At 69.7% G+C, this 24,679-nt stretch carries 10 protein-coding genes and 1 tRNA gene; 6 read left to right on the forward strand and 5 right to left on the reverse strand.

The window, feature by feature from the left end; translation table 11 throughout:
* Nucleotides 1-6: 6 nt before the first annotated feature.
* Nucleotides 7-1,215 (forward strand): ROK family transcriptional regulator, encoded by a 1,209-nt coding sequence (locus HDA44_RS13355; RefSeq protein WP_184834280.1) that lies wholly within the window; start codon nt 7-9, stop codon nt 1,213-1,215.
* A gap of 105 nt (nt 1,216-1,320) precedes the next feature.
* Here the strand turns inward: HDA44_RS13355 and nagZ are convergent, their stop codons facing one another.
* Entirely contained in the window at nt 1,321-2,802 is a 1,482-nt protein-coding gene (gene nagZ, locus HDA44_RS13360; protein WP_184834282.1) for a beta-N-acetylhexosaminidase, read from the reverse strand.
* Nucleotides 2,803-3,035: 233 nt separating this feature from the next.
* On the opposite strand from nagZ, the gene HDA44_RS13365 reads away from it, so the two are divergent.
* Complete coding sequence (locus HDA44_RS13365) at nt 3,036-3,965, forward strand: ROK family protein (protein ID WP_184834284.1); 930 nt, start codon at nt 3,036-3,038, stop codon at nt 3,963-3,965.
* 486 nt (nt 3,966-4,451) lie between these two features.
* On the opposite strand, the gene HDA44_RS13370 is transcribed toward HDA44_RS13365, so the two are convergent.
* Nucleotides 4,452-17,018: a non-ribosomal peptide synthetase/type I polyketide synthase gene (locus HDA44_RS13370; RefSeq protein WP_184834286.1), complete on the reverse strand. Its 12,567-nt coding sequence runs from the start codon at nt 17,016-17,018 to the stop codon at nt 4,452-4,454.
* 523 nt (nt 17,019-17,541) lie between these two features.
* On the opposite strand from HDA44_RS13370, the gene HDA44_RS13375 reads away from it, so the two are divergent.
* Both HDA44_RS13375 and HDA44_RS13380 read left to right on the forward strand, forming a co-directional pair.
* The gene (locus HDA44_RS13375) at nt 17,542-17,979 is read left to right on the forward strand and encodes a MarR family transcriptional regulator (protein WP_202887348.1); all 438 of its coding nucleotides are present in this window, start codon (nt 17,542-17,544) and stop codon (nt 17,977-17,979) included.
* Between the two features lie 69 nt (nt 17,980-18,048).
* Nucleotides 18,049-18,122, forward strand: a tRNA-Val gene (locus HDA44_RS13380).
* On the opposite strand, the gene HDA44_RS13385 is transcribed toward HDA44_RS13380, so the two are convergent.
* Nucleotides 18,113-20,005: an ABC transporter ATP-binding protein gene (locus HDA44_RS13385; protein WP_184834288.1), complete on the reverse strand. Its 1,893-nt coding sequence runs from the start codon at nt 20,003-20,005 to the stop codon at nt 18,113-18,115. The genes HDA44_RS13380 and HDA44_RS13385 overlap by 10 nt on opposite strands.
* A gap of 72 nt (nt 20,006-20,077) precedes the next feature.
* Here HDA44_RS13385 and HDA44_RS13390 point away from each other — a divergent pair, with 72 nt between their 5' ends.
* Nucleotides 20,078-20,626, forward strand: coding sequence for a TetR/AcrR family transcriptional regulator (locus HDA44_RS13390; RefSeq protein ID WP_184834289.1), 549 nt, complete (start codon nt 20,078-20,080; stop codon nt 20,624-20,626).
* A gap of 33 nt (nt 20,627-20,659) precedes the next feature.
* Here HDA44_RS13390 and HDA44_RS13395 read toward each other — a convergent pair whose 3' ends face one another.
* Together HDA44_RS13395 and HDA44_RS13400 are read right to left on the reverse strand one after the other, a co-directional pair.
* Nucleotides 20,660-21,118, reverse strand: a complete 459-nt coding sequence (locus HDA44_RS13395; protein WP_184834290.1) for a redoxin domain-containing protein — start codon at nt 21,116-21,118, stop codon at nt 20,660-20,662.
* Entirely contained in the window at nt 21,115-21,558 is a 444-nt protein-coding gene (locus HDA44_RS13400) for a DUF3052 domain-containing protein (protein ID WP_184834291.1), read from the reverse strand. Before HDA44_RS13400 ends, HDA44_RS13395 begins: the two co-directional genes overlap by 4 nt.
* 309 nt (nt 21,559-21,867) lie before the next feature.
* On the opposite strand from HDA44_RS13400, the gene aceE reads away from it, so the two are divergent.
* A complete protein-coding gene (gene aceE, locus HDA44_RS13405; protein ID WP_202888184.1) occupies nt 21,868-24,594 on the forward strand; it encodes a pyruvate dehydrogenase (acetyl-transferring), homodimeric type in 2,727 nt (908 codons plus the stop codon).
* The last annotated feature ends 85 nt before the right edge of the window (nt 24,595-24,679 follow it).

The following is a 24,679-nucleotide window of genomic DNA, read 5'->3' on the forward strand; positions in this document are numbered from 1 at the left end:
GCTTTGATGGCGAAACCACCGGCTACCCCGCCAACGGCCACTCCGACGATGTTGCGCCGGGTGAACGCGGGCAAGGTGCTCGGCGTGCTCAACCGCGCGCAAGTGATGACGGGAACCGGCCTGATCGAGGCCACCGGTCTCACCCGGGCCACCGTGCACGCGGTCTGCAACGACCTGATCTCGATGGGCTGGGTGGTCGAACTCGACCCGGGCCGGACCACGGTCGGCCGGCCCTCGCGCCGGTTCGAGTTCAACGGCCGCGCCGGGTACGTGCTCGGTATCGACATCGGTGCCGCCAAGACGACCGTACTGGTCTCGGATCTGCGCGGCGAAACGGTGGCGAAGGCCGGCCGGTCCGCGGCCGGGGTGAAGACGGCCGGCGAACGGACCGGGATCGTGCACGCGACGGTGGTCGAGGCACTGACGTCCGCGGGGGTGTCCGACGCCGAGGTGCTCGCCGCCGGAGCCGGCGTGGCGGCACCGGTCGACCGGGACGGAAACATCCTGGTCGACGACGAGTTCTGGCGGCGGTTCGACAGCGGCCTGGCGGCACGGCTGACCGAGTTGCACGGCTGGCCTGTCCTGCTGGAGAACGACGCCAACCTGGCCACCCTCGGCGAGCACTGGCGCGGCGAGGCCCGCAACGTCGACGACCTGGTGGTTCTGCTGGCCGGGGAACGGTTCGGGTCCGGGCTGATGGACTCGGGGCGCCTGCTGCACGGCAGTCGCGGCGGCGCGGGCGAGATGGTGTTCCTCAAACTGCTCGAGGGCGTTGGCGACACCCACGGTATCGCCCGGATCGCCCGCGAGGAGGGCACTCGGGCCGTCGCCGATCCGTCCGTACGGACCGCGCTGAGCGAGCTGGCGACCGACGGCGAGGTGACCGCCGAGCAGGTCTTCAGCGCGGCCGAGGCCGGCGACAAGGTTGCCCTGGGCATCCTTCAGGATATCGCCGCCCGGACCGCGCGAGTCGTCGCCACCCTAGGCATCCTGTTCAACCCGGAGCTGGTCGTCCTCGGCGGCGCGGTCGCCGACGCCGCCTCCGCCCTGCTCCCCGACCTGGACAAACAACTGGCCGGGTACACCAGCACGCCTCCCCGGGTCGCCGTCTCGTCGCTGGGCGACGCGATAGTGTCCGTCGGCGCCGTGCGGCACGCTCTCAACTACGTCGAGCAGAACGCCCTGGATCTGGAGCTAGGTTGCCGGTTGGGCTGATCGGCAGCTCGACAGGAGGTGTCGGCCGGTGGCCGCCTCGTGGGGGTTCGGCTGAGCGTGGAACGTGCGGCGGGCGGCGGACACCTCCTGTCGAGCTGCCGACTTTCAGCTGCCGGTCAGTGTGCGGGCGACAGCTTCCAGGACGACCAGGTTGCGGCCGGACGTGGTCGCGGACGGGATGCCGGCCGGCACCAGCGCCTGGTCCTCGGGGATGCCGGTGCAGAGGACGAACACGTTGTCCGGGTGGCCCGCGATCAGGTGGTTGAGGGTTTCGCGCATCCACGGCGTACGGATCGCGTCCTGGACGGCGATCACCAACGGGCGGCCCTGAGCGGCCTGGGCTGCCTTGGCAATGACGTCGGTGGCAGGCTCGGCGTTCTCGGTCAGGTGGTGTTCGCCGCGCAGGACGACTCCGTCGGCATCAGGCGACACCCGGGTGAAGATCTCCGGAAGCCCCGCGAAATAAGGGTTCCAGGCCGGGTGCAGGCCCTGGGTCAGGTCTACCACGTACGGCGCGGGGCCCAGCGCGGGGAAGGTCTGACGCGCGATCACCCGGGCCGCTACCTCGCGGATCGGTGCGCCGTTGAGGCCGGAGTGCCGGCCGCGCTGACCGAGTGACGCGGCAAGGGCGCGGACCCTGGCGGCCGCGTCGGCCACGCGTTCGGCGGGCACGGTTCCGTGGCGTACGGACTCGGCCACCTGCGCCGTCAGCGCCTGCGGATCGGCGGTACCGACCGCGATCATGGCCAGGTCGGCGCCCGCGGCGATCGACGCGACCGCGGCGTCCTCGATCGAGCGGTGCCTGGTGATCGCCTGCATCTCGAGCGCGTCGGTGGTGATCACGCCGGTGAAGCCGAGTTGCTCACGGAGCAGCCCGGTCAGGATTCGGTGCGAAAGGGTGGCCGGCTGGTCGTCGTACGCGGAGAACACGATGTGGGCGCTCATCACCACGTCGGCGCCGGCGGCGATGGTGGCCCGGAACGGCGCGAGCTCGACGGCCTCGACCGCCGCGGCCGAACGGTCCACCCGGGGCAGGTCGGTGTGCGAGTCGACGGCGACGTCGCCGTGACCCGGGAAGTGCTTCGGGCAGGCCGCGATCCCGGCGTCGTGGACTCCCCGGACGAAGGCAACGCCGTGCCGGGACACCACCTCCGCGGTCCGGCCGAACGAGCGGGTGGAGATGATCGGGTTCGCCGGGTTGCTGTTCACGTCCACCGACGGCGCGAGCATCAGGTCGATGCCGAGCGCCGCCAGCGTCGCGGCCGCATCGCGCGCCGAGGCGCGGGTCAGCTCGACGTCGTCGAGGTCGCCCAGTACGCGTGGGCTGGCCAGCGGCCACGGATTCGCCGGGGCGAGGTGGCTGAACTCGCCGCCTTCGTGGTCGATGGCGACGATCAGGTCCGGGCGCTCGGCCCGCAATGCCGCCGTCAGCGCGGCCACCTGGTCGGCGTCCACCACGTTCCGGGTGAACAGGATGACCGCGCCGAGGCCGCCCGCCACCGCGCGGCGAAGCTCGTCGGGGGCGGTCGTCCCGGTGAAACCGACCACCAGCGAGCCGGCCGCGTCACGCTCCAGTTGATCACTCATCCGCCAACCCTCTCAGCCCCGCACCGGCTCGCGCCAGCCCGGCCACGCCGTCACTGACAGCTAATAATTAGCTGCCGAAAACCGATGGAGGGGTATCGTTGTCAAGTCCTGTCATGACGGTTAACGGCCGCCTTCCAGCGCGTTTGCCGTGATTACCTTAGTTGAGCCCTGTCTGTTCTGGCCGACTACGGATAACGTTGTCTCTCGACCTGACCGCCCTGACCGGGGGGACGATGAGCGACCACGCAGCGCCGGCGCGGGGAACCGTGCTGGGAATCGACATCGGCGGCACGAAACTGGCCGCCGCTTTGGTCTCCGCCGACGGCACGATTCTGGCCGGCGACCGGATCCGTACTCCGGACGGCGGCGCCGACCAGGTGTTCGCCGCGCTCGGTGAGCTGATCGAGCGGGTTCGCGGCGACGCCACCCCGCTCGCGGTCGGTATCGGCTCGGCCGGACCGCTCGACCAGCGGCACGGCCTGGTCTCGCCCGTGAACATCCCCGGCTGGCGCAACTTTCCGCTCGTCGACCGGGTCCGGGCGCTGACCGGCGACGTACCCGTCACGCTCGGCATGGACGGTCACTGCTTCGCGCTCGGCGAGTACTGGAGTGGTGCCGGCCGGGGCGCGAAGACGCTGCTCGGGATCGTCGTGTCGACCGGCGTCGGCGGCGGTCTGGTGGTCGACGGCAAACCGCTGATCGGCCAGTCCGGCAACGCGGCGCACATCGGCCACGTCGTCGTCGATCAGGACGGCGAGGCGTGCGCCTGCGGGTCGTACGGGTGCGTCGAGGCGTACGCGAGTGGTCCGCGGATGGTCGCCCGCGCCAAGCGGCGCGGGTGGCGTACCGAAGAGGACGTGGACGCGGCCGTACTGGCTGCCGACGCCGCCGCCGGGGACGAGCTGGCGCTGGCCACGTTCGACGACGGCGCGCAGGCGCTCGCGGCCGGGATCGTCGCTACCGCGGTGACCGTCGACCTGACCACCGTCGTGATCGGCGGCGGGGTGGCGAAGGCGGGGCCGGTGCTGTTCGATCCGGTGCAGGCGTGGGTGAAGCGGCTGGCCCAGCTGCCCTTCATCACCGAACTCGCGGTCGAGCCCGCTCAGCTGGACAACGCCGGGCTGCTCGGCGCCGCGCACCAGGCCTGGGCCGCGCTGGCCTGAGCTATTGCACAGTTTCTTTCGCCGGTAAGGGTTCTCACGCGCACCTTTGCGCAATTTTTACGAATCTCGGGAAAGTGTGTAACGACCGCCCTACGTCACCCGATGCAACGGATGGATGGGGTGGGGGCACCGGCATCCACGGGCGGTCGAGGGGGCTCGGACCGGCCGGAAGCGGTTGATCGAGGGGGGCCTTGGATCAACCGAACCACGTGAGCGGCGGGTGCGGAAACTCACCCGCCGCAACCGTGTCACCCACCGGTCGGGAACCAGCATGCCTTCGGCAACGTCCGACCGACTCGAACGCGAACGATCCTTCGGAGGGTGAGGATCGATCGTGGGTTCTGCACCGTGAACGGCGGTCGGTGGCCGCGGGAGGGCTGCCACCGGACCTGACCCCCCGTCCACGGTGCAGAACGGAGGCTTGCTTCTTACGGCTCTGCCGGCTCTTACGATTCTGCCGGCTCTTACGGCTCGTCTGCTTGCGGCTTACGGGTGCAGCCATTCGGGTTCGGGCAGGCGGGCGCGGTCCAGGCGGCCGTTGTCGTCCAGCGGGAGCTCCTCGATCGGGATCAGGTCCGCCGGGACCAGGTAGATCGGAAGTTCCTTGCCCAGGTCGAGCATCAGCCGGGCCAGTACCGCGGGATCGCTGTCTTCAAGGACCACATACCCGATCAGGCAGGTGTCGCCGGCCGGGTCCGAGTTGGCGACCACGACCGCGTCGACAACACCGGGCTGGTCGGCCAGTACGTGCTCGGTCTCGCCCGGTTCGACTCGGTGGCCGCGGATCTTCACCTGGTCGTCGGCGCGACCCAGGTACTCCAGGGTGCCGTCGACACGCCAGCGACCGAGATCGCGACTGCGGTACAGCCGCGCGCCCGGATGCCCCGGGTCGGGGACGAACGCGCGCTCGGTCTCCTCCGGACGGCCGATGTAGCCCTGGGCAACCGCCGCGCCACCGAGGTAGATCTCGCCGATCGCACCGACCGGAACCGGGCGCGACGCCTCGTCCAGCAGGCGTACGACGACACCTTCGATCGGCCGCCCGATCGAAGGCCGGTCCTCCGCCGGGTCGACCTCGTGGATCGTGGTCACGATCGACGCCTCGGCCGGCCCGTACTCGTTGAACAACCGGCAGTCCGGGTGCGCCGCGAGGAAATCGCGCACCTTGTGGGTCAGCACCATCGCCTCGCCGCCCGCGACGATCTCGCGCAGCGCGGGCAACTCGGGCAGGCGGCGCATCGTTGCCAGCAAGGCGGTCAGCGGGCTGAAGGCCATGAAGAGCCGCTCGACTTCGTGGTCGCGCAGTGCGGCCACGACCGCATCCGGGTCGTACCGGTCGTCCTCGCCGATCAGTACCAGCGCGGCGCCGGATGCGAGCGTCGTGAACATCTCCTGTACGTGGACGTCGAAGCCGAACGAGGTCCACTGCAAGGTGCGCAGCGATCGCCGCGTACGCAAGTAGTGCCGCACCAGGTTCACCGGGCCGCGATGCGGAACCACGACGCCCTTCGGGTTACCGGTCGAGCCGGAGGTGTAGATGCAGTACGCGATGTCGTCCGCCGCGGCGCGCACCGGCGGCGCCTGCCGCGCCCGCGGGTCGCCGTCGGTGGCCGCGACCGGGACCAGGCGCAGACCGAGCCGGTCCGCCAGCGCCGCGTCGTCGCCGACCATCGCGACCGCGCCCGCGTCCTGCACCATGAACGCCCAGCGGGACTCCGGTACGCCCGGGTCGAGCGGCAGGTACGCCGCGCCGGACTTCAGCACCGCCAGCACCGCGACGACCATTTCGGTGCCTCGGGCAACACGCACCGCGACCAGCTGGCCCGGCTTCACGCCAAGGTCGGTGAGCTGCCACGCGACCGCGTTCGACCGGCGGTCCAGTTCGGCGTACGTGAGCTCGCGATCGCCTTGCACCAAAGCGATCGCGTCCGGCGTACGGGCCACCTGACGCTCGAAGAGAGTGTGCAGTCCGCTGAGTTCACCGGCGATCACGGCATCCCGGCGGACGCGTCCGATCGGGCCGGCCTGGTCCGCGTCGGCTTCCAGGTCGCGGAGTACGGGCAGGTCGGATTCGATCGGGAGGACGAGCTCCGGGAGGCGGAGGCTCGGGCTGGTGGTTGCCCTGCGCAACACTTCGGCGAGGTAGTCGAGCAGGCGTTCCACGGTGCTCTGCGCGAACAGCGCGGGGCGATAGTCGGCCGTACACGTGATGCCGGCGCCGTGGTGCGTCAGACGGAAGCGCAGGTCGACCGACGCCGGCAGCTCGTCGTCATCGTCCTCGAAGTCGACCAGGATCTGGAACAGCGGTTCGCGGTCGAGCAGGGCAAGGTCCGTACCCGCGTGCTGGAAGGCTTCGGCGGCGACATCGCGTACCCGCTGGGCGAGCTCGCCGAGATCCGGCTCACCGGAAAGATCGATCCGCAGCGGCAGCGCCCGCCGCGGCGCCGTCGTCGTATCACCCTTCGCCCGCACCAGCGCCGACCCGACAATCACATCATCCTGCGCCGCAAACCGCCCAAGCACGGTCACCACGGCCGCGAACATCGTCATCACCGGATTGAGCTTCCGCTCCCGACTGAACGCAAACACCGCGTCCCCGAGCTCCTCCTCCAACTCCCGCTTCACGGCCCCAACCGCACCGTCGTCCCCCACCCCCCGATCCCCCACCAACACCAAGGGCCCCGCCCCCACCAAAACCCCATCCCAATAAACCAAATCCCCCCGCCGCCAGTCCCCCTCGTCAGCACCGTCAGCACCGTCAGCCGCGACGCCCTCGCCACCGACGCTCGCCTTCTCGCCAGCGCCGTCACTCACCCTCACGCCCGCGCCATCACTTGCCTTCTCGCCGGCATCGTCACCCGCCCGATCCCCGGCGTCGCCGCTCAGCTCAGGTCCGTCGCCCTCCACACGATCACCGGAGCCGTCGGTCACCCCCTCCCCGCCGCTCGCCCGGGCGCCGACGGCGTCGCTCAGCTCAGGTCCGTCGCCTTTCGCACGGTCGCCGGCCTCGTCGTCCACCCCACCACCGACACGGTCAGCAGCAGCCGTACCGTCCGCGCCAGCGCCGCCATCCGCCCGCTCAACCGGCCCATCGACGGCACCTTCAGCCACACCTACGCCCGCGAGGTCATCCACCCGCCCGACAGAACCACCGACCTCAGCCCCGGCGTCATCCAAGCCTTCGCCCGAGCCGCTGTCATCCAGCCGAGCCTGCCCGCCAACCGCACCCGCAGCAGCACTCGCGCCTGCGTACTCGCCTGGCCGCTCGTCCGCCCCACCGACCGCGACCTCAGCCGCCACATCATCCACACCAGCACTCGCACCGCCGAGCACCTTTTCGTCAGCACCCTCAGACACACCATCGCCCGCACCGCCGACGGCACCCTCAGACGCAGCATCTCCCTCCGACGCGGTGTCGCCCTCGGACGCGATGTCACCCGCGCCCTCGCCTGCACCACCGACCGCTTTCTCGGGCGTACTGTCGACCGCACCTCCGGGCGCACTCTCGGCGACCTTCTCGCGCGTACCGTCAACCGCCGTCGCGGGCGTACCGTCGGTCGACTCCTCAGACGTACCGTCAACCGCCTCCTTGGAGGTACTCTCGGCCGCCTCCTCAGGCGCACTCTCGGCCGCCACCTCGCGCGTACCCTCGCTCGCCACGTCCGGCGCACCGTCGGGCGTCTTCTCGGGGGTGCTGTCGGCTGTGGTTCTGGTCGTGTTGTTGTCGACTTGTTCGACCGTGCTGGTGTCGTCAGGTTCTGTCGTGTTCTCGGTCGTGCTGTCAGCTGCATCGCCGGTTGTGCTGCCGACCGTGCTGTCCACGCTGGAAGGGTGTTCCTGGCTTACCCCCGCAGCAGTCGGCAGATCCCTCATCCGAACCCGACCGACCGAAGCCACACCAACACCAGCCCGCTCGACCACAACACCCGCGCCAGCCGACGTACGCCCGTCAGCTCCCCCGCCCTCGCCGGCCGACGTACGCCCGTCAGGTCCGCCAGCCTCGCCGGCCGGCGTACGCTCGTCAGCTCCGTCAGCACCGGTCATGGGTTCGGCGGGTGGTTGTTCTGGGTTGGCACGCTCGGTTGGGTGGTGCTGGTCCAGGAGGTTCAGTTGTTCGCGCATCAGCTTGGTGACGCCGTCCACCAGCTGACCGGCTACGCGCAACTGCTGTGACATCAGCGCAGCCATCCCACTGCCCGGCAGCTCTGCCGCGCCGGTTGCCGCGGCCGCCGCATCCACCCGCGCGGCAAGCTCGGCCAACCCCGAACCCAACACAGTCAACGCGGCCCGAGAGTCCCCCGCCCCATCCGCACTCTCCGAACCATCAACCTCGGCGTCCTCAACCGCAGCGCTCGCACCCGCCGCATCCGCAGCCTCTTCGCGCGCACCGTCCAGGTCCACCACGGCAACAACCTCGCCAGCGCTGAACGCATCCTCAGCAGGACCGCTGACCCGCTGCTCCCCAAGCCCGCGCACATCCTCTCCAGCAGGCTCACCCTCGGACGCGCCTTCCCCGGCGCGCCCAACTCCGGCGCGCTCAACTCCGGCGCGGTCGCCTCCAACGGGGTCAACTCCAACGCGGTCGTCTCCGGAGCTATCAGTTCCAGGACCATTGGCCCCAGAACCGTCGGTTCCGGCGCCATCGCCTGCTAGCGCATCCGCCCCACCCGCGTACGCCTCGGCATCACTCTTGTCGGCCTCAGTCGCCGACTGCACCGCGACGGCGGTCGCGAGTTTGTGTGGGGTCGTGTACGTGAGGAAGAGGTCGTCCGGCGCGACCTCCGCCCCGAAGCGGCTGTTGATCTCGTCGATCACCGGCGCCATCGACGCGGGTGTCGCGCCGAGTTCGGCGAAGGTGTGGTCGACGGTCAGGTCGTACGGGTCGAGCCTGAGCTCCTCGCAGGTCAGATCGAGAACCACATCGAGCGAATCGCGGTACCGCTCCGCCGACACCTCGTCACCCGGCAGCGATCCGGCCCGCGCCAGGTAGTCGGCGTCGATCTGGTGCGTCTCCGCCGGCAACGCGAACGGCGACCGTTCCGCTTCCTCGACCGGCTCCACGGCAACCGCTTCGGGCTCGGCCGGCGGGTCCAGCGGAATGCGTTTCACCGCGGCACTCGAGGGCGGGTCGAACACCGGCGTCTGCGCCCGCGCCGCCCGCTCGAAAGCGTTCACCCGCGACGGCACCGCACCGTTGTCCCCGGCAACTATCAACCCCGGCCCGACGGCGTGTACGGTCGCCGACGGGTCGACCACGTGATGTACCCGGCGGAACGGGTACGTCGGCAACGGCACGCGCCCGCCATCCGGGTACACCTTCGCCCAGGCGATCTCGGTGCCTTGCTCGTACAGCTCGGCCAGCCCGTTCATGGTCGCGAGCACCGGGTCCTGCCCGAGCCGCTGCGCCGGAATCCACGTGCTGTTCGGCGCGATCCGGCGCCCGGCCGGACTGAGTACGGCGTCCGGCCCGAGCTCCAGGAACCGCCGGCACCCGGCCGCGGTCACCGCCTCGACCGCGTCACCGAACAGCACCGGCTGCCGCAGCTGGCCAACCAGATAGTCGCCGTCGAGTACCGTCCCGGATTCGAGCAGCTCGCCCGACCAGCTCGACACCATCGGCGTACGCAGCGGCTCGAGCGTGATCTCGCTGACGATCTCCGCGAAGTCAGCCAAGATTGGATCAACCAACGAACTGTGGAATGCCCGGTCCACGTCGAGTCGTTGCCACGCGACCTGCAACCGGTCCAGCTGGGCCGCGAGCTGCCCCACGATCACCTCGGACCCGGTCAGTACGAACGACTGCGGACCGTTGCCAGCAGCAACTTCAACCCCGGCGGTACGAGCAATCTCGCGGACCCGATCGGCGTCCGCCCGGACCGCGACCATCGCGCCGGGTACGGTCCCGCGCTGCATCAGCTGACCGCGCTTCGCCGTCAGGCGCACACCATCGGCCAGCGAAAGCGCACCCGCGACACACAACGCCGCGTACTCGCCGACGCTGTGCCCGACCACCAACGCCGGCTGCACGCCGAACGACTGCCACAACCGCGCCAGCGCCAGCTCGAACGCGAACAAGGCGGGCTGCGCCGTCTCGGTCGGCCAGACACCTTCCGTCGTACCCGCCGGGGTGAGCAGCAACTCGAGTAGATTGCCGCCGGTCTCCTCGTTGTACACGCGATCGCACTCGTCGAGCACCGACCGGAACGCCGGGAACCGCGCCGCCAAACCGGCCGCCATCCCACGCCGCGCGGCGCCTTGCCCGGTGAACGCGTACCCCAACGGACCGGGCCCGCCGCGCGGTACCTCGATCGGCTGCGCGGACGCCAGCGCGTCGACCAGCTCGGCCTCCGAACCGCCCGCGACACCAACCCGGTACCTGTGCGCGGGGCGACCGAGTGCCGCCGTGCCGGCCAGGTCGATCAGGCGATGGCCGGTGCCGTGTCCGAGGTCGGCGCGGTACAGCTCGACCAGGTCGGCGAGGGCGTCCGGGTCGGGCGCGGACAGCGGGAGTACGACCGGACCGTCGTCGCCGCGGCGGATCTGCCGGGGCGCCTCTTCGAGGATCACGTGCGCGTTCATGCCGCCCGCGTCCAGGGCGCTGACGCCGGCCCGCAGCGTCGTACCCGCCTCCCACGCACGCGCCTCGGTGCCGATCACGAACGGGCTGCCGTCGAGCTCCAGCGCCGGGTTCGGCTCGGTGTAGTTGATGGTCGGGACCAGCATCCGGTGCTGCAGCATCAGGATGGTCTTGATCAGGCCGGCCATACCCGCGGCGCTGTCCAGGTGGCCGATGTTCGGCTTCACCGAACCGATCGTGCAGAACCCGGCCTTGTCGGTGTGCCGGCGCAGCGCGGTCGTCAGCGACCGCACCTCGGCGGCGTCCGCGGTCGCGCTGCCGATCCCGTTCGCCTCTATGTAGCTGAGTGAGTCGGCGTCGAACCCGGCCCGTTCGAGAGCGCGCTCGATCAGCTCGACCTGGTTGCCGGACGGCGCGTCCTCGTTACTGACCGCGGTGCCGCGGATCACGGCGTACACCGTGTCGCCGTCGGCCAGCGCCTGGTCGAGCCGCTTCAGAAGTACGGCCGCGACGCCGTTGCCCGCGACCGTACCATCGGCGTCCGCGGCAAAGGCGCGTACGTGTCCGCTCGGCGACAGGATCGAATCCGGCGCCGGATGACAGGTCGTTGCCTGAGGCACCTGCACGGCGGCGGCGCCCGCGAGCGCGAGATCCGCGTCGCCGGAACGCAACGCCTGACACGCCAAGTGCACTGCCACCAAGGAAGACGACCAGGCGGACTGTACGCCGATCGCCGGACCGGTGAGCCCCAGCCGGTACGCCACCCGCGTCGCGATCGAATCACGGGGCTGCGGCTGCCGGTTGTACAGATTCATGCCCGACCCGGCAAACACGCCGACGCGCCCGGTGGTACCCGCGTACCCGCCATGCTCCAGCGCCTGATGACAAACCTCAAGAAACAACCGCTGCGCCGGCTCCATCAGCTCGGCCTCACGATCACTCAACCCAAAGAACCGCGCATCAAACGCCTCAACCTGCTCCAACACCCCACCAACAGCAACCCCCTCATCCCCGCCCGACGCACTCCCCTCACCCGCCGCACCAGACGCCGCACCAGGCCCGGCTGCTCCAGCACGCGAACCTGACGCACCAGACGCCGCACCAGCTCCAGCCGCTCCAGCACGCGCAGCTACCGCACCAGAGTCCGCGCCCGCCCCAGCACGAGCACCTGCTGCACTGGATGCGGCGCCAGTACCGGTTGCTCCTCCAGTGCGCCCACTTGCTGCACCGGACGCCTCGCCGGAGTCGGCTGCTCCTCCTGCACCAGCCCGCGCGCCCGCAGCACCAGCTCGGGTACCAGCTACCCCACTAGCCGCACCGAGCCGCCCAGCAGCACCCCATCCCGCCGCACCACTCCCGGGCCGCACCACGGCACCAGATGTTGTCCTGAGGGCACCAGTCGCAGGCCGCACCCCCGAGCCAGTACGCCCGGCCGCTCCACCAGGCACACCCGCGCGACCGGCCGCTGCACCCGTACCCCACGCACCCGAACCACCAGCGGCCCCACTCTGCCCAACCTCCTCAGGCGAGAACCGCCGAACACTCTCCACCCCCGCAACCAGGTTGTCCCAGAACTGCTCAAGCGTCTCCGCCCCCGGGAACCGCCCGGCCACCCCCACCACAGCCACCGGCTCAACCACAGCCGCCTTCCGCTCCCCAACAACCACCCCACCGGCGACCGCCGCAACAGTCGACACCGCAGCAGCACCGAGGCCCTCACCCTCACGCCCGTCCGCAGCGCCGGCCCCGAGCTCAACACCCTCGTCTTCCGCATCCAGAGCCCCACCACCCGCCACCTCGCCGGGCACCACCTCGCCCCGGTCATCAGCAGCTACAGGTACTCGAGCGCCGCCGCCCGCACCATCCACCTGAGCGTCGCCACCCGCACCATCAGCAGCATCCACCTGAGCCCGCTCAAGTACGTCGCCTACCGCACGAGCATTCCCGGCATCAGAGGCCGCAGTATCAACGCCTCCACCCCCGCCAACAACCTCCGAGCCGCCCCCGACCTCCCCATCGCCGTCGCTGTCCCCGTCAACAGACCCCGCCGCAGTCTCCACAGAATCCACGCCAGCCTCAACGGACTCCGCCCCGCCCTCAACAGCCCCGGCATTCCCGTCAACGAACTCGGCGCCACCCTCAACGGACTCGGCACCACCGCCAACAGACTCCGCGCCACCCTCAACAGACCCGGCACCACCGCCAACAGACTCCGCGCCACCCTCAACGGATTCGGCGTCACCCTCAACGGGCTCGACGTCACCGCCAACGGCCTCGGCGTCACTCTCAACGGACCCGGCACCGGCGCTTTCCTGCTCCCCGCTTACGCCATCCGCACGACGCCCATCCGCGCCGTCCAGCTCCGCACCACCCTCATCCGCGCCAGCCGACTCCGCGCCGAGTTCCTCCGCAACGAGCTCTTCAGCGACGACCTCACTCGTACCAACCGAATCCGCGCCGCGCTCCACCACGCTGAGCTCTTCGGCGTCCACCTCATCCGTACGAACCGAATCCGGCTCAGCCTGGTCCGCATCAACCAGACCCGCGCCAGACCCCACCACGCCGGACCTGTCGGCGTCCGCCTCATCCGTACCAATCGAATCCCGCTCAACCCGGACCGCACCAACCGAATCCACGCTGTGCTCGAACGCGCTGGGCTCTTCGGGGTCGACGTCATCCGTACCAACCGAACCCGCGCTGAGCTCGTCGGCGGCGACCTCATCCGTGCCAACCGAGTCCGGCTGAACCTGATCCGCACCAACCACGCCCGCGCCAGACCCCATCGCCCTGGACTCGTCGGCGTCGACCTCACCCGTACCGACCGAATCCGGCTCAACCTGGTCCGCACGAGCCGAGTCGGCGACGTGCTCCGTCGCGCTGAGCTCGTCGGCGGCGACCTCGTCCGTGCCAACCGATTCCGGCTCAACCTGATCCGCACCAACCACGCCCGCGCCAGACCCCATCGCGGTCGGCTCTTCGGCGACGGCTTCCTCCGTACCAACCGAATCCCGCTCGGCCCGGACCGCATCGACCGAATCCGTGCTTTGCTCCATCTCGCTGAGCTCGTCGGCGGCGACCTCGTCCGTGCCGACCGAGTTCGGCTCGATCTGGTCCGCGCCAACGACGGCTGCGTCAGACCCCATCGCGTTCGGCTCTTCGGCGACGGCTTCCTCCGTACCAACCGAATCCGGCTCAGCCTGGGGTGCGGGAGCTGAGTCTGCGGTGTGCTTGTTCGTGCTGGGGTCTTCGGCGTCGGGGCCGTTCGTGTCGGACGAATCTGTTTCGGCCTGTGCTGTGCGAATCGGGTTGGTGTCGGCGTCGGTCGGGTCGGCGACTGCTGCCTGAGGGGAGTTAGCGCCTGCTACCTGAGCGTTGGTTGCCTCGATGTCTGTGTTGCTGCTCGTGGCGTACGCATCAGCGCTCTCGGCGTCCGCGTCGGCGGTTGCTTCGGCGGTGGCGTCGGCATCCGAGGCGTCGGCGTCCGTGGCGTCGGCGGCCTCCGCGTTTGCGGGGGCGGCAGAGTCGGTATTCAGGTCGTCCGCGGTGTCGGCGATTGCGGCGGGGGTGTGATCGCTGACGGCATCGGGTTCGGTGGTTGTGGGCTTGGGGGCGGAGGGGTTGGTGTTCGCGTCTTTGGTTTCAGGTGTTTCGGCGGCGCGGTCCTCGGCGATGGGTTCGGTGTTGGCGGCGTCGGCCTTGTTCGCGGCTGCGCTTGGGGCGTCGGACTTGTTCGCGTTTGTGGTGCCGTTGGGGTTGTCCGCGATCGAGGTTGTGTCTTCGTTTTCAGGGTGTTCGGTGGTGTGATCCGCGTGTGTACGTTCGGGCGCGGTGGTCTGCTGGACGCGATCTTCATTCGCGCCATCGCCGTCGGCCTGTTTGGCTGCGTGGTCCGTGTCCGGGACTTCGTGCGCAGTGGTTTGCGCAGGGCGGTGTTCGGGTGCGGTGACGGCAGCGAGTGGGTTTTCCGCTTCGGCGTCAGGAGAGTTGGGCCCCGTGGAGTCTTCGGACTCAGCATTCCCCGGCGCGGCGTTCTCGGGCGCGGCGTTCTCGGGCGCGACATCCTCGGGCGCGGCGTTCTCGTACGCGGCGTTCTCGTACGCGGCGTTCTCGGGGGCGTTGTCGTCGTGCTCGGCGCTTTCATCCGGCGCTGGGGAGTGGCCGGTGATGGGGGTGGTGGTGGTCAGGTGGCCGGGTGGGGTGCCGAGGGTGGGGCGTTGGGGTGGGGTGGGGATGGATTGCTGGAGTTCGCGTTTCCAGGCGAGGCTGATGACCGGGAGTTCGGTGGTGCGTTCGGCGGCGTCCTCGTCGTACGCGGTGGGGGGCTGGAGCGGGAGGTCGAGGGCGTCGGGGCTTGGTTTGAGGGTTGCGGCTTCTGGATCGACGGGCTCGCTGCCGGCAGGTGCCGCTGACGAGGCCGATGAGGTGAGCTCGGCGGGCAAACCCAGGGCCGCCGGTGGGACGGGCGAGGCGGGCTCAGAGGTGAGCGCTGTCGGTGAAGAGAGCTCGGCGGACGAGGCCAGGGCCGCCAGCGAGGTGGGCTCGGTGAAGGAGGCCGACGTGGGGTCGGTGGAGGGGGCCAGTGAGGTGGGGGCGGTTGGGTGGTGGAGGAGGTGGGGGGTTTCTTCGGCGTACGGGGTTGACTCTGGGGTGGCTGAGGGGCCTTGGCCGGAGGGGCCTGAGTTGGGGGTGGCGCCGGCGGGTTCTACGTGGGGGGTGGTGGCCGGTTCGAGGGTGCCTTCGAGCCAGCGTTGTTTGAGGAGGGGGCGGAGGATCTTGCCGCCGGGGGTGGTGGGGAAGTCGCGGCGGGGTACGCCGACCACCTCCGCCTGCAGGCCGAGCCGGGCCTGGACGAGGCTGCGGATGGCCTGGTCCATGCCGGGGATCGCGCCGGGGGTCAGCGCGTAGAAGATGACCAGGCGGTCGGTGCCGGACTCCTCGTGCGGGACGCCGCAGGCGGCGACCAGGCCGGGCTCGGCGCCGACAACCGTTGCGGCGACTTCCTCGATGTCGTGCGCATGATGGAGTTTGCCGGACATGATGATGCGTTCGCTGTCCCGGCCGGTGATGACGACCTGGCCGCCGGTGATGAAGCCCTGGTCGCCGGTGGCGAGCCATTTGCGGGCCGGCCAGTTGCCGACCGGGAAGGCAGCGCGGTCGGCGTCGAGGTTGCCGAGGTACCCGGGGGTGACCCGCGCGGACGCGACCTGCAGCTGGCCGATCCGGCCCTCCGGAAGGACGGCGCCGTTGGGGGCGACGATGCGTACGGTCGTACCGGGCGCGGGCGCTCCGACCGATACGAGGCTCAGTACGCCGGGCGCCTCCGTACGCGGCTTGCCGGGTCTTGCGACCGCGACCTTGCCGGACGAAGGGCGCTGGTCGACCCACTCGACGACGCCGGTCGGTGGGATGCGTACGCGGTGTACGTTCGGCGTCAGTCCCGGCCGGGCGAACGTGATTCCGGTGACTGTCTCGGTCATCCCCCACGCCGCGACGAACGTTTCCGGTACGACACCGAACCGGTTCGTCACCCGCAGGAACTCCGACATCACCGGCACGGTGATCTGCTCACCGCCGCTGACCAGACTGCGCAGCGCGGACAGGTCCCAGTGCCGGTCCGGCTCCCCGGCGACGGCGGCGGTCGCGAGCCGGTACCCGAAGTTCGGCGACCAGGAATGGTTCACCCGATGCTGGTCCATCAGATCCAGCCAGCGGAGCGGGTTCTCGAGTACCCAGTCGGTGTTGACGTGGATGTTGGTGCACCCGGTGAACACCGGCAGCAGGTGGTACAGCAAGAACGCGCCGCTGCGGTCGAGCGGCAGCCAGTTGAGCGTGGTCTGACCGGGACGGACCGGCAGCATCGCCGGCGTACCCGCGGCAAACTCGACCAGACCGCGGTGCGTGAGCTGCACGATCTTCGGCGTACCGCTCGAACCCGACGACATCATCAGGACGGCGATGTCGTCCGCGGCCGGGCGGTGGAAATCGGAGGTCGGCTCGTGCCCGGCCATCGCGTCCGGGTCGAGGACCGGGAGGCCGAGGTCGTTCGGCAGGTCGGACGGGCGGCCGATCAGGACCGTCCAGCCGAGCAGGTCGGTGATCCGGCGGAGCCGTTCGCGGCCCTCCTCGGTGCGGTCGCCGCCCGGGTTCGGCGCGACCAGCAGCGGGCGGATGCCGCCGAGCGTGCAGGCCCAGAACGCGGCGAAGAAACCGACCGGTTCGGTGCAGTGCACGACCGCGGGGTCCCCGGCGCGTACGCCGTTCGCGCGCAGGCCCGCGAGGATCCGCGCGGCGAGCTCCAGCAACGTCGGGAAGTCGAGTTTCGTCTCCCGGCCGTCCGGTCCGATCTCGACCACGCCGGCGGCACCGAAGTCACGCGCGGCCCGGAGCAGCGCGCTCGGCAGGTCGCGCGGGTACCCGGCGGGAATCATCAACGCCGGCCCGGTGGAGATCGCCGGCCGGTCCGCACCGCTTCTCACGCCGATGCCACCACCAGCGGACGCGGTACTGCACGGATGCGGGCTGCACAGGCGCCGGCCGGTTGGCGACCCACGGACACGTGCCTCCCCAACTGGACGGAGCGGGTACAGGGCATACCCGCCTCACTTCACACCGACAGCAGCCCCGTTTTCCATCTGCGTTTCATCTGCCGGACAGCGTCGAGACCAGGTGCACCCGATGCGTCGTCGCGCCGACCGACAGCCGTGAACCCTACCAGCCGCAACCCGCCCTGGAGGAGTCCGTTCCCAGCAGCCGATGGTTAAGAATCCCGCTTCCACCGACATGGTTCCAACGAGTGACCACGGCTTCCGATACGGCCCTCCCCGAACCAGCCAGTCCCCAGCAAGTCACTGGTGCGGGTGGTTGGGGGAAGCGACCCCGCTGACAGGTTGTTGGACCGCTGACGCGCTACAACACGCCATCGGTCACAAAGCCCGTCAGTCGGGGCCACCACGCGAACTTCCGCGCCTGGCACCCATGCGAATCGCATAAGCTGGGCCGGTGAGTTCCGTGGAGCCGGGGATGGCGCTGTTTCGGGTGGTGCGGTACTGGTCGCGGCGGTGGACCGGGGCGGGGCAGGCGGTCGACGCCGAGCGCGGGCGGGACGTGATGGTCACCGAGGCCGTCGCCGCGCTGCAGGGGGACGGCGGCGCGACCGTGAACCAGGTCGCCGACGAGCTCGGCATCGATCAGTCCGGCGCGAGCCGATTCCTGGCGCAGGCGGTCGAGCGCGGGTACCTGCGCAAGGTCCCCTCCCCCACCGACGCGCGGCAGCGGAATCTGCTCGTGACCGCCAAGGGCGCCCGGATGCTTGCCGCCGCCCACCGCTGGCAGGAGTCGGTTTTCGCCGACCTCACCGCCGACTGGGACGCCAAGGACGTGCAACGCTTCCAGGAGTACCTCCAGCGCTTCCTCGACGCCCAGCAACGCCGGCGCTGAACGACGCCGCCGGCCCGGACCGAATGCTTTTCGGTCCGGGCCGTCCGGAGTGATACGGTCATGCCTCGCGGGCTGTTAGCTCAGTTGGTTAGAGCACCTCGTTTACACCGAGGGGGTCGGGGGTTCGAGTCCCTCACAGCCCACCCACGCGCTCCACATCCGGTTCCGGCTCCGCCGTTTCCAGCTCCGTTTCGGTGTTGATCCGCAATGCCTGGACCAGGCTGCGGTAGAGCTCGCTGACCGCGAGCAGCTCCTGATGCGTACCGCGCGCCGCGATCCGGCCCGCTTCCATGACCACGATCTCGTCCGCGTCGATGACCGTGGACAACCGGTGCGCGATGGTCACGACGGTCGCGTGCGCGGCATGACGGCGTACGGCGTCGTGGATCGCGTTCTCGGTCAGCCCGTCCACCTGTGCGGTCGCCTCGTCGAGCAGCAGCACTTCGGGATCGGCCAGCAACGCGCGGGCCAACGCGATCCGCTGCCGCTGCCCGCCGGAAACCGAGCTGTCCGAGAGAGGCGTATCCAACCCGTCCGGAAGGGCGAGCACGGTCTCGCGCAGCCGGATCTGATCGAGCACGTCAAGGATCTGCTCGTCGGTGGCGTCGGCGTTGAGGAAGGTCAGGTTGTCCCGGATCGTCCCGGGTACGACAGGCGTCTCCTGTTCCACGTACGCGAGCCGGCGACGTACTTCGGGCAGTCCCACTTCCGCGTACGGCACGCCCTGGAGCGTGAGTTGGCCGGACTGTGGATTGAGGAAGCCGAGCAACAGCGAGAAGACGGTGGTTTTGCCCGCACCGGACGGACCGACCAGTGCCAGATGACCGCGCGCCGGAATCCGCAGGTCCAGGTCACGCACCGCCGGTTCACCGGCCGGATCGTACCCAGCCGTCACCGACCGCAACTCCATCACCGCACCCGCCCGATCCACCGGCAACCCGCCCGAGCCGACCGAGCCGACCGAAGCGACCGAGCCGACCGATGCAACCGCGTCGCCCGATGCAACCGCGTCACCCGCGTCACCCGGCCCGGTGCGCGCGGTCTCGCTCGGGGGCTCTTGTTCGAGTTGTTCGAGCTCCCGGATCCGGCCGGCGGCGGCCAGCCCGGACTGGAACGCCGTCAAGTTCTCGCTCAGCGTCGACACCGGCTCGAGCAGCACGAACGCGTACAGCAGAAACGCGACCAGCGTCGAGACCGTCATCTCGCCTTCGGACACCCGCCACGCCCCGACACCGAGAATCACGATGATCGCCGCCTGGATACCGCCGCCGGCCACCGTCCACACCATCGCCTCCCGCCGGACCGCGCGAACACTCTCGTCCCGCGACGAGCGCGCATGACCGGTCAGCCGGTCCAGCTGCCGCTGCTCCGAGCCGGCTGCCTTCACCGTCTTGATCGCCCGCAGATTGCCTTCCAGCTCAGCCCCGAGCGACCCGAGCGCGGCCTGGGACCGGCGCTGCGCCCGGCCGATCTCGGGCATCAGCACGATAGTGACCGCCGCGACCACGGCGACCGCGGCGACGGTGGCCAGCACCAGGACCAGGTCCAGGACGGCCATCATCACCAGCGTGCCGATCAGCAGCGCGGTGCCGTTGATGATCCCGACCACGCTGGTCGACGCGGCCTCCCGCAGCAGTACGGAGTCCGAGGTGACGCGGGTGACCAGCTCCCCCGCCGGGCGGCGCAGCAGCGGGAACACCCGCGCCCGCATGAACCGGGTCAGCATCCCCTGGCGGGCTTCGTACACGATCCGCTCCGCCAGCGAGCCGAGCATCACCCACTGCCACCAGCCCACCGCGCCGCCCACCACGAGCAGTACGAGAAGTATCAGCACCGGGTTCAGCAGCGAACCGCCGCCGGCCAGCGCGTCCAGGACCGATCGGGTCGCGAGCGGGCTGGCCAGTTGCGACGCCGACGTCACCAGCGCGAGCACCAGGGACAGGATCAGCGCCGGCAAGTGCGGGCGCGCATAGGACCACAACAGCGAGATTCGGCCCGCCTCGGGCGCGGAAGATTGAGGCATCATGATCCCATGATAGGACACCACTGTCCTACTTTAGTACATCATTTCTCACCATCGGACATATATGATCTATCCATGCTGGAAGTAGACAGTCCCACCAGAGAGCGCACCCGGCGGGCGATCCTGCAGGCAGGTATCGGCACGCTGATCGAGCATCCGTCCGCCTCGATCGCGGACGTCGCGCAGCGGGCCGGCGTCGCGCGCAGCACGCTGCACCGCTACTACGCCGGCCGGAAGGAGCTCGTCGACGGCATCAACGCGTTCGTCGAGCACGAATACGAGTCGGCGCTCGAAAAGGCCAAACTCGACGAGGGCACCGGGCTCGAGGCGTACACCCGGCTCTGTCTGGAGCTGCTGGAGTCCTTCGACGTGTTCGCCTGGTGGTTCCAGGAGACCCCCGAGGCCGGCTGGGAGGACGAACCCGACGAGCTGCGGATCGCCGCCGCGGTCGCGCGCGGCCAGGCCGACGGCAGCATCGACCCGTCGCTGCCGGCCGGATGGCTGAGCATGACGCTCTGGTCGAACCTCTACACCGCGCGCTTCTACACCCAGTCGGGCGCCGCCACGCCGCGGCAGGCGCGCGAGTACTGCCTGCGCACCCTGCTCAAGTGCGCGGCCCCCTGACTCAGGCCACCAGCCGTTCCGGCCACCGGCAGTTCAGGCCAGGTTCGCCAGCGCCTCGGCGTAGTCGTCGGGGTTCCTGGCGTCCGGCAGCTGGTTGTGCACCGACCAGCGGATCAGCCCGGCCCGGTCGATCACGAAAGTGCCCCGGGTGGCGCAGCCTCGCTCCGATTCGAAGACGCCGTACGAAGTGGCGATCGCGCCGTGCGGCCAGAAGTCCGTGAGCAGGCTGAAGCCGAGGTCCTCACGGTCCGCGTACGCCCGCAACGTGAACATCGGATCGCACGAGATCGCCAGGAACTCGGCTCGGCTCAGCAGGTCCGGCCGGTCCCGGAGCGCGGCCAGTTCACTCGTACACACCTGGCTGAAGGCGTACGGATAGAAAACCAGTACGACGTCCCGGTGGCCGGCGAAATCGCTCAGCCGGACCTGTTCGCCGTACTGGTTCCGGGTGGTGAAATCGGGTGCCCGGCTGCCGGCAGCCGGGAGTGTCACCCGCGGCGACCGGACTTCGGGACCACCAACTTGGTGGCTGACCAGTCGTCGGTCACGCTCAGCGTGCTGGTGGTGGCCAGACCGGCCACCGGCGCGGCCTCGGTGATGTCACTGGTCTCGACGTACCCGTCCCGGCCGACCTTGGGGGTCATCAGCCAGACCACGCCACCGGCCTTCAGGTCGGTCAGGATGTCGAAGAACGCGTCGACCAGGTCGCCGTCGTCCTCGCGGAACCAGAGCAGTACTGCGTCCACGACCTCGTCGGTGTCTTCACCGGCGAAATCCTCGCCGGTGATCTCCCTGATCGCAGCCCGCAGGTCGTCGTCGCAATCGTCGTCGTACCCGATCTCCTGCACGACCCAGCCGGCCTCCAGGCCGAGCCGGGCGGCGATGTTCGGCACTCCGCTCTTGCCGTCCGCGTGATCCGCGGTCGCGCTCACGTGTCCTCCTCCGTGGTCCCCGCTTGGCCGGGGTTAGGTGTCAAAGCCATCCATCTAGCGATAGTCCATCGTGACGTACCGCGTCGCGCAAGTATGCACCAGGGTTCCGTGACGTGTCCGGTATGCGCGTGCCGGGTACTGGGCGTGTCCGCTGGGATCAGTACCTACCCGGCCGTAATCGGGCCCAGAGGGAAGGCGAAGTAGAACGCATTCCGAACAGGTGACAGGATTGCGGTGAAGAGCAACCAGAGAGAACGGCAGGACACCGTGGCTTCCGGACACGAACCACCAGCCATCATCACCGAGGGGATGCCCACCCAGCTCCCCGACATCGACCCCGACGAGACGCGTGAATGGGTCGAATCGCTCGACGCCGTCCTGGACGAACGGGGCAAGGCGCGGGCGCGCTACCTGATGCTCAAGCTGATCGAGCGAGCCCGGGAGCGACAGGTCGGTGTGCCCGCGCTGCGGAGCACCGACTACATCAACTCGATCCCACCGGAGCGCGAGCCCTGGTTCCCCGGCGACGAGCACATCGAGCGCCGGATCCGGGCCTTCATCCGCTGGAACGCCGCGGTGATGGTGAGCAAGGCCAACCGCAAGGGCCTGGAGGTCGGCGGTCACATCGCCACCTACCAGTCGGCCGCCAGCCTGTACGAGGTCGGGTTCAACCACTTCTTCCGGGGCAAGGACCACCCGGGCGGCGGTGACCAGATCTTCATCCAGGGGCACGCCTCGCCCGGGATGTACGCGCGTGCCTTCCTCGAGGGCCGGCTGAGCACGGACCAGCTGGACGGCTTCCGCCAGGAGGTCTCCCGCGGCCCGCACCAGGGCCTGTCGTCGTACCCGCACCCGCGGCTGATGCCGGACTTCTGGGAGTTCCCGACCGTCTCGATGGGGCTGGCCGCGCTGAACTCGATCTACCAGGCGCGCTTCAACCGGTACCTGCACAACCGCGGTATCAAGGACACCAGCCAGCAGCACGTCTGGGCGTTCCTCGGTGACGGCGAGATGGGTGAGCCGGAGTCGCTCGGCGCGATCGGCCTGGCCGCGCGCGAGGAGCTGGACAACCTCACCTTCGTGATCAACTGCAACCTCCAGCAGCTGGACGGCCCGGTCCGTGGCAACGGCAAGGTGATCCAGGAGCTGGAGGCGTTCTTCCGCGGCGCGGGCTGGAACGTGGTCAAGGTGATCTGGGGCCGGGAGTGGGACAACCTGCTCGCCCAGGACCACGACGGCGCGCTGGTGAACAAGATGAACACCACGCCGGACGGTCAGTTCCAGACCTACTCGGTCGAGTCCGGTGAGTACATCCGGAACAACTTCTTCGGCGGCGACCAGCGGCTGCAGCAGATGGTCAGCAACCTGTCCGACGAGGACCTGCGCCGGCTGCCGCGCGGTGGGCACGACTACCGCAAGGTGTACGCGGCGTTCAAGAGCGCGACCGAACACGTCGGGCAGCCGACCGTGATCCTGGCCCAGACGATCAAGGGCTGGACGATCGAGGCACTGGAGGGCCGGAACGCGACCCACCAGATGAAGAAGCTGACCTCGGACGACCTGAAGGCGTTCCGGGACCGGCTGTACCTGCCGATCGAGGACAAGGACCTCGAGGACGCGTACAACCCGCCGTACTTCCACCCCGGCACCGATTCGCCGGAGTACCAGTACATGATGGAGCGGCGCAAACAGCTCGGAGGTTCGCTGCCGCAGCGCCGGGTCACGCCGAAGACGCTGAAGCTGCCGGGCGACGACGTGTACGCGCCGCTGTCCAAGGGCAGCCATGCGCCGATCGCCAGCACGATGGCCCTGGTCCGGCTGTTCCGGGACCTGATGAAGGACCCGGAGATCGGGCACCGGATCGTCCCGATCGCCCCGGACGAGTACCGCACCTTCGGGATGGACTCGATGTTCCCGACGGCGAAGATCTACTCGCCGCACGGGCAGAACTACGAGGCCGTCGACCGCAACCTGCTGCTGTCGTGGAAGGAATCCACGGCCGGCCAGCTGCTGCACGAGGGCATCTCCGAGGCCGGCGCGATGGGTTCGGTGCTGGCGGCGAGCACGGCGTACGCCACCCACGGCGAGCCGATGATCCCGTTCTACATCTTCTACTCGATGTTCGGCTTCCAGCGGACCGGGGACTGGATGTGGGCGCTCGGCGACCAGCTCGGCCGGGGCTTCCTGGTCGGCGCGACGGCCGGCCGGACCACGCTGACCGGTGAGGGCCTGCAGCACGCGGACGGTCACTCGCCGCTGCTTGCCTCGACCAACCCGTCCGCGGTGCACTACGACCCCGCGTTCGCGTACGAGATCCCGTACATCGTCAAGGACGGCCTGCGCCGGATGTACGGCTACGGACTGGACCAGGAGAAGCCGTTCGGTGAGGACGTCTTCTACTACCTGACCGTGTACAACGAGCCGGTCGCGCAGCCGGCCGAGCCGGAGAACCTCGACGTCGCGGCCCTGCTGAAGGGCATGTACCGCTTCGAAGAGGGTCAGGTCGCCGACGGCGAGGACGCGCCGCGGGTGCAGCTGCTCGGTTCCGGTGTCGCGCTGCCGTGGGTGCGGAAGGCCCAGCAGATCCTCGCCGAGGAGTACTCGGTGGCGGCCGACATCTGGTCGGTGACCTCGTGGAACGAGCTGCGCCGGGATGCCATCGCGGCCGAGCAGCACAACCTGCTGCACCCGGACGAGCCGGAGCAGATCCCGTTCGTGACGGAGCAGCTGAAGGACACCAAGGGCCCGGTCGTCGCGGTCAGCGACTTCATGCGCGCGGTGCAGGACCAGATCTCCCGCTGGGTGCCGAACGACTACACCTCGCTCGGGACCGACGGCTGGGGTCTGGCCGACACCCGGGCTGCGGCCCGGCGGCACTTCCAGGTCGACGCCGAGTCGATCGTGGTCGCGACGCTGGAGATCCTGGCCAAGCGTGGCGACGTGAAGCCGGAGGTCGCCGCCGAGGCGGCCCGCAAGTACCGGATCGACGACCCGACCGCGGTCGCCGGCGTGAAGCAGGAGGGCGCCGGGGCCTGACCCTCGCACGCCTCCGGAAGGGGCCGCTCACCATTGTGGTGAGCGGCCCCTTCCGCGTTCTCGACCCGGTCACCCATTGCGGCAG

The sequence above is a fragment of the Kribbella solani genome (assembly GCF_014205295.1).
In the GTDB taxonomy this organism is placed as follows: Bacteria; Actinomycetota; Actinomycetes; order Propionibacteriales; family Kribbellaceae; genus Kribbella; species Kribbella solani.

Coding starts and splice junctions, on each gene's coding strand:
- nagZ (WP_184834282.1), bottom strand. CDS start 2,802: ATGAGTGATCAACTGGAGCGTGACGCGGCCGGCTCGCTGGTGGTCGGT.
- HDA44_RS13365 (WP_184834284.1), top strand. CDS start 3,036: ATGAGCGACCACGCAGCGCCGGCGCGGGGAACCGTGCTGGGAATCGAC.
- HDA44_RS13390 (WP_184834289.1), top strand. CDS start 20,078: ATGCTGGAAGTAGACAGTCCCACCAGAGAGCGCACCCGGCGGGCGATC.
- HDA44_RS13355 (WP_184834280.1), top strand. CDS start 7: ATGGCGAAACCACCGGCTACCCCGCCAACGGCCACTCCGACGATGTTG.
- HDA44_RS13385 (WP_184834288.1), bottom strand. CDS start 20,005: ATGATGCCTCAATCTTCCGCGCCCGAGGCGGGCCGAATCTCGCTGTTG.
- aceE (WP_202888184.1), top strand. CDS start 21,868: ATGCCCACCCAGCTCCCCGACATCGACCCCGACGAGACGCGTGAATGG.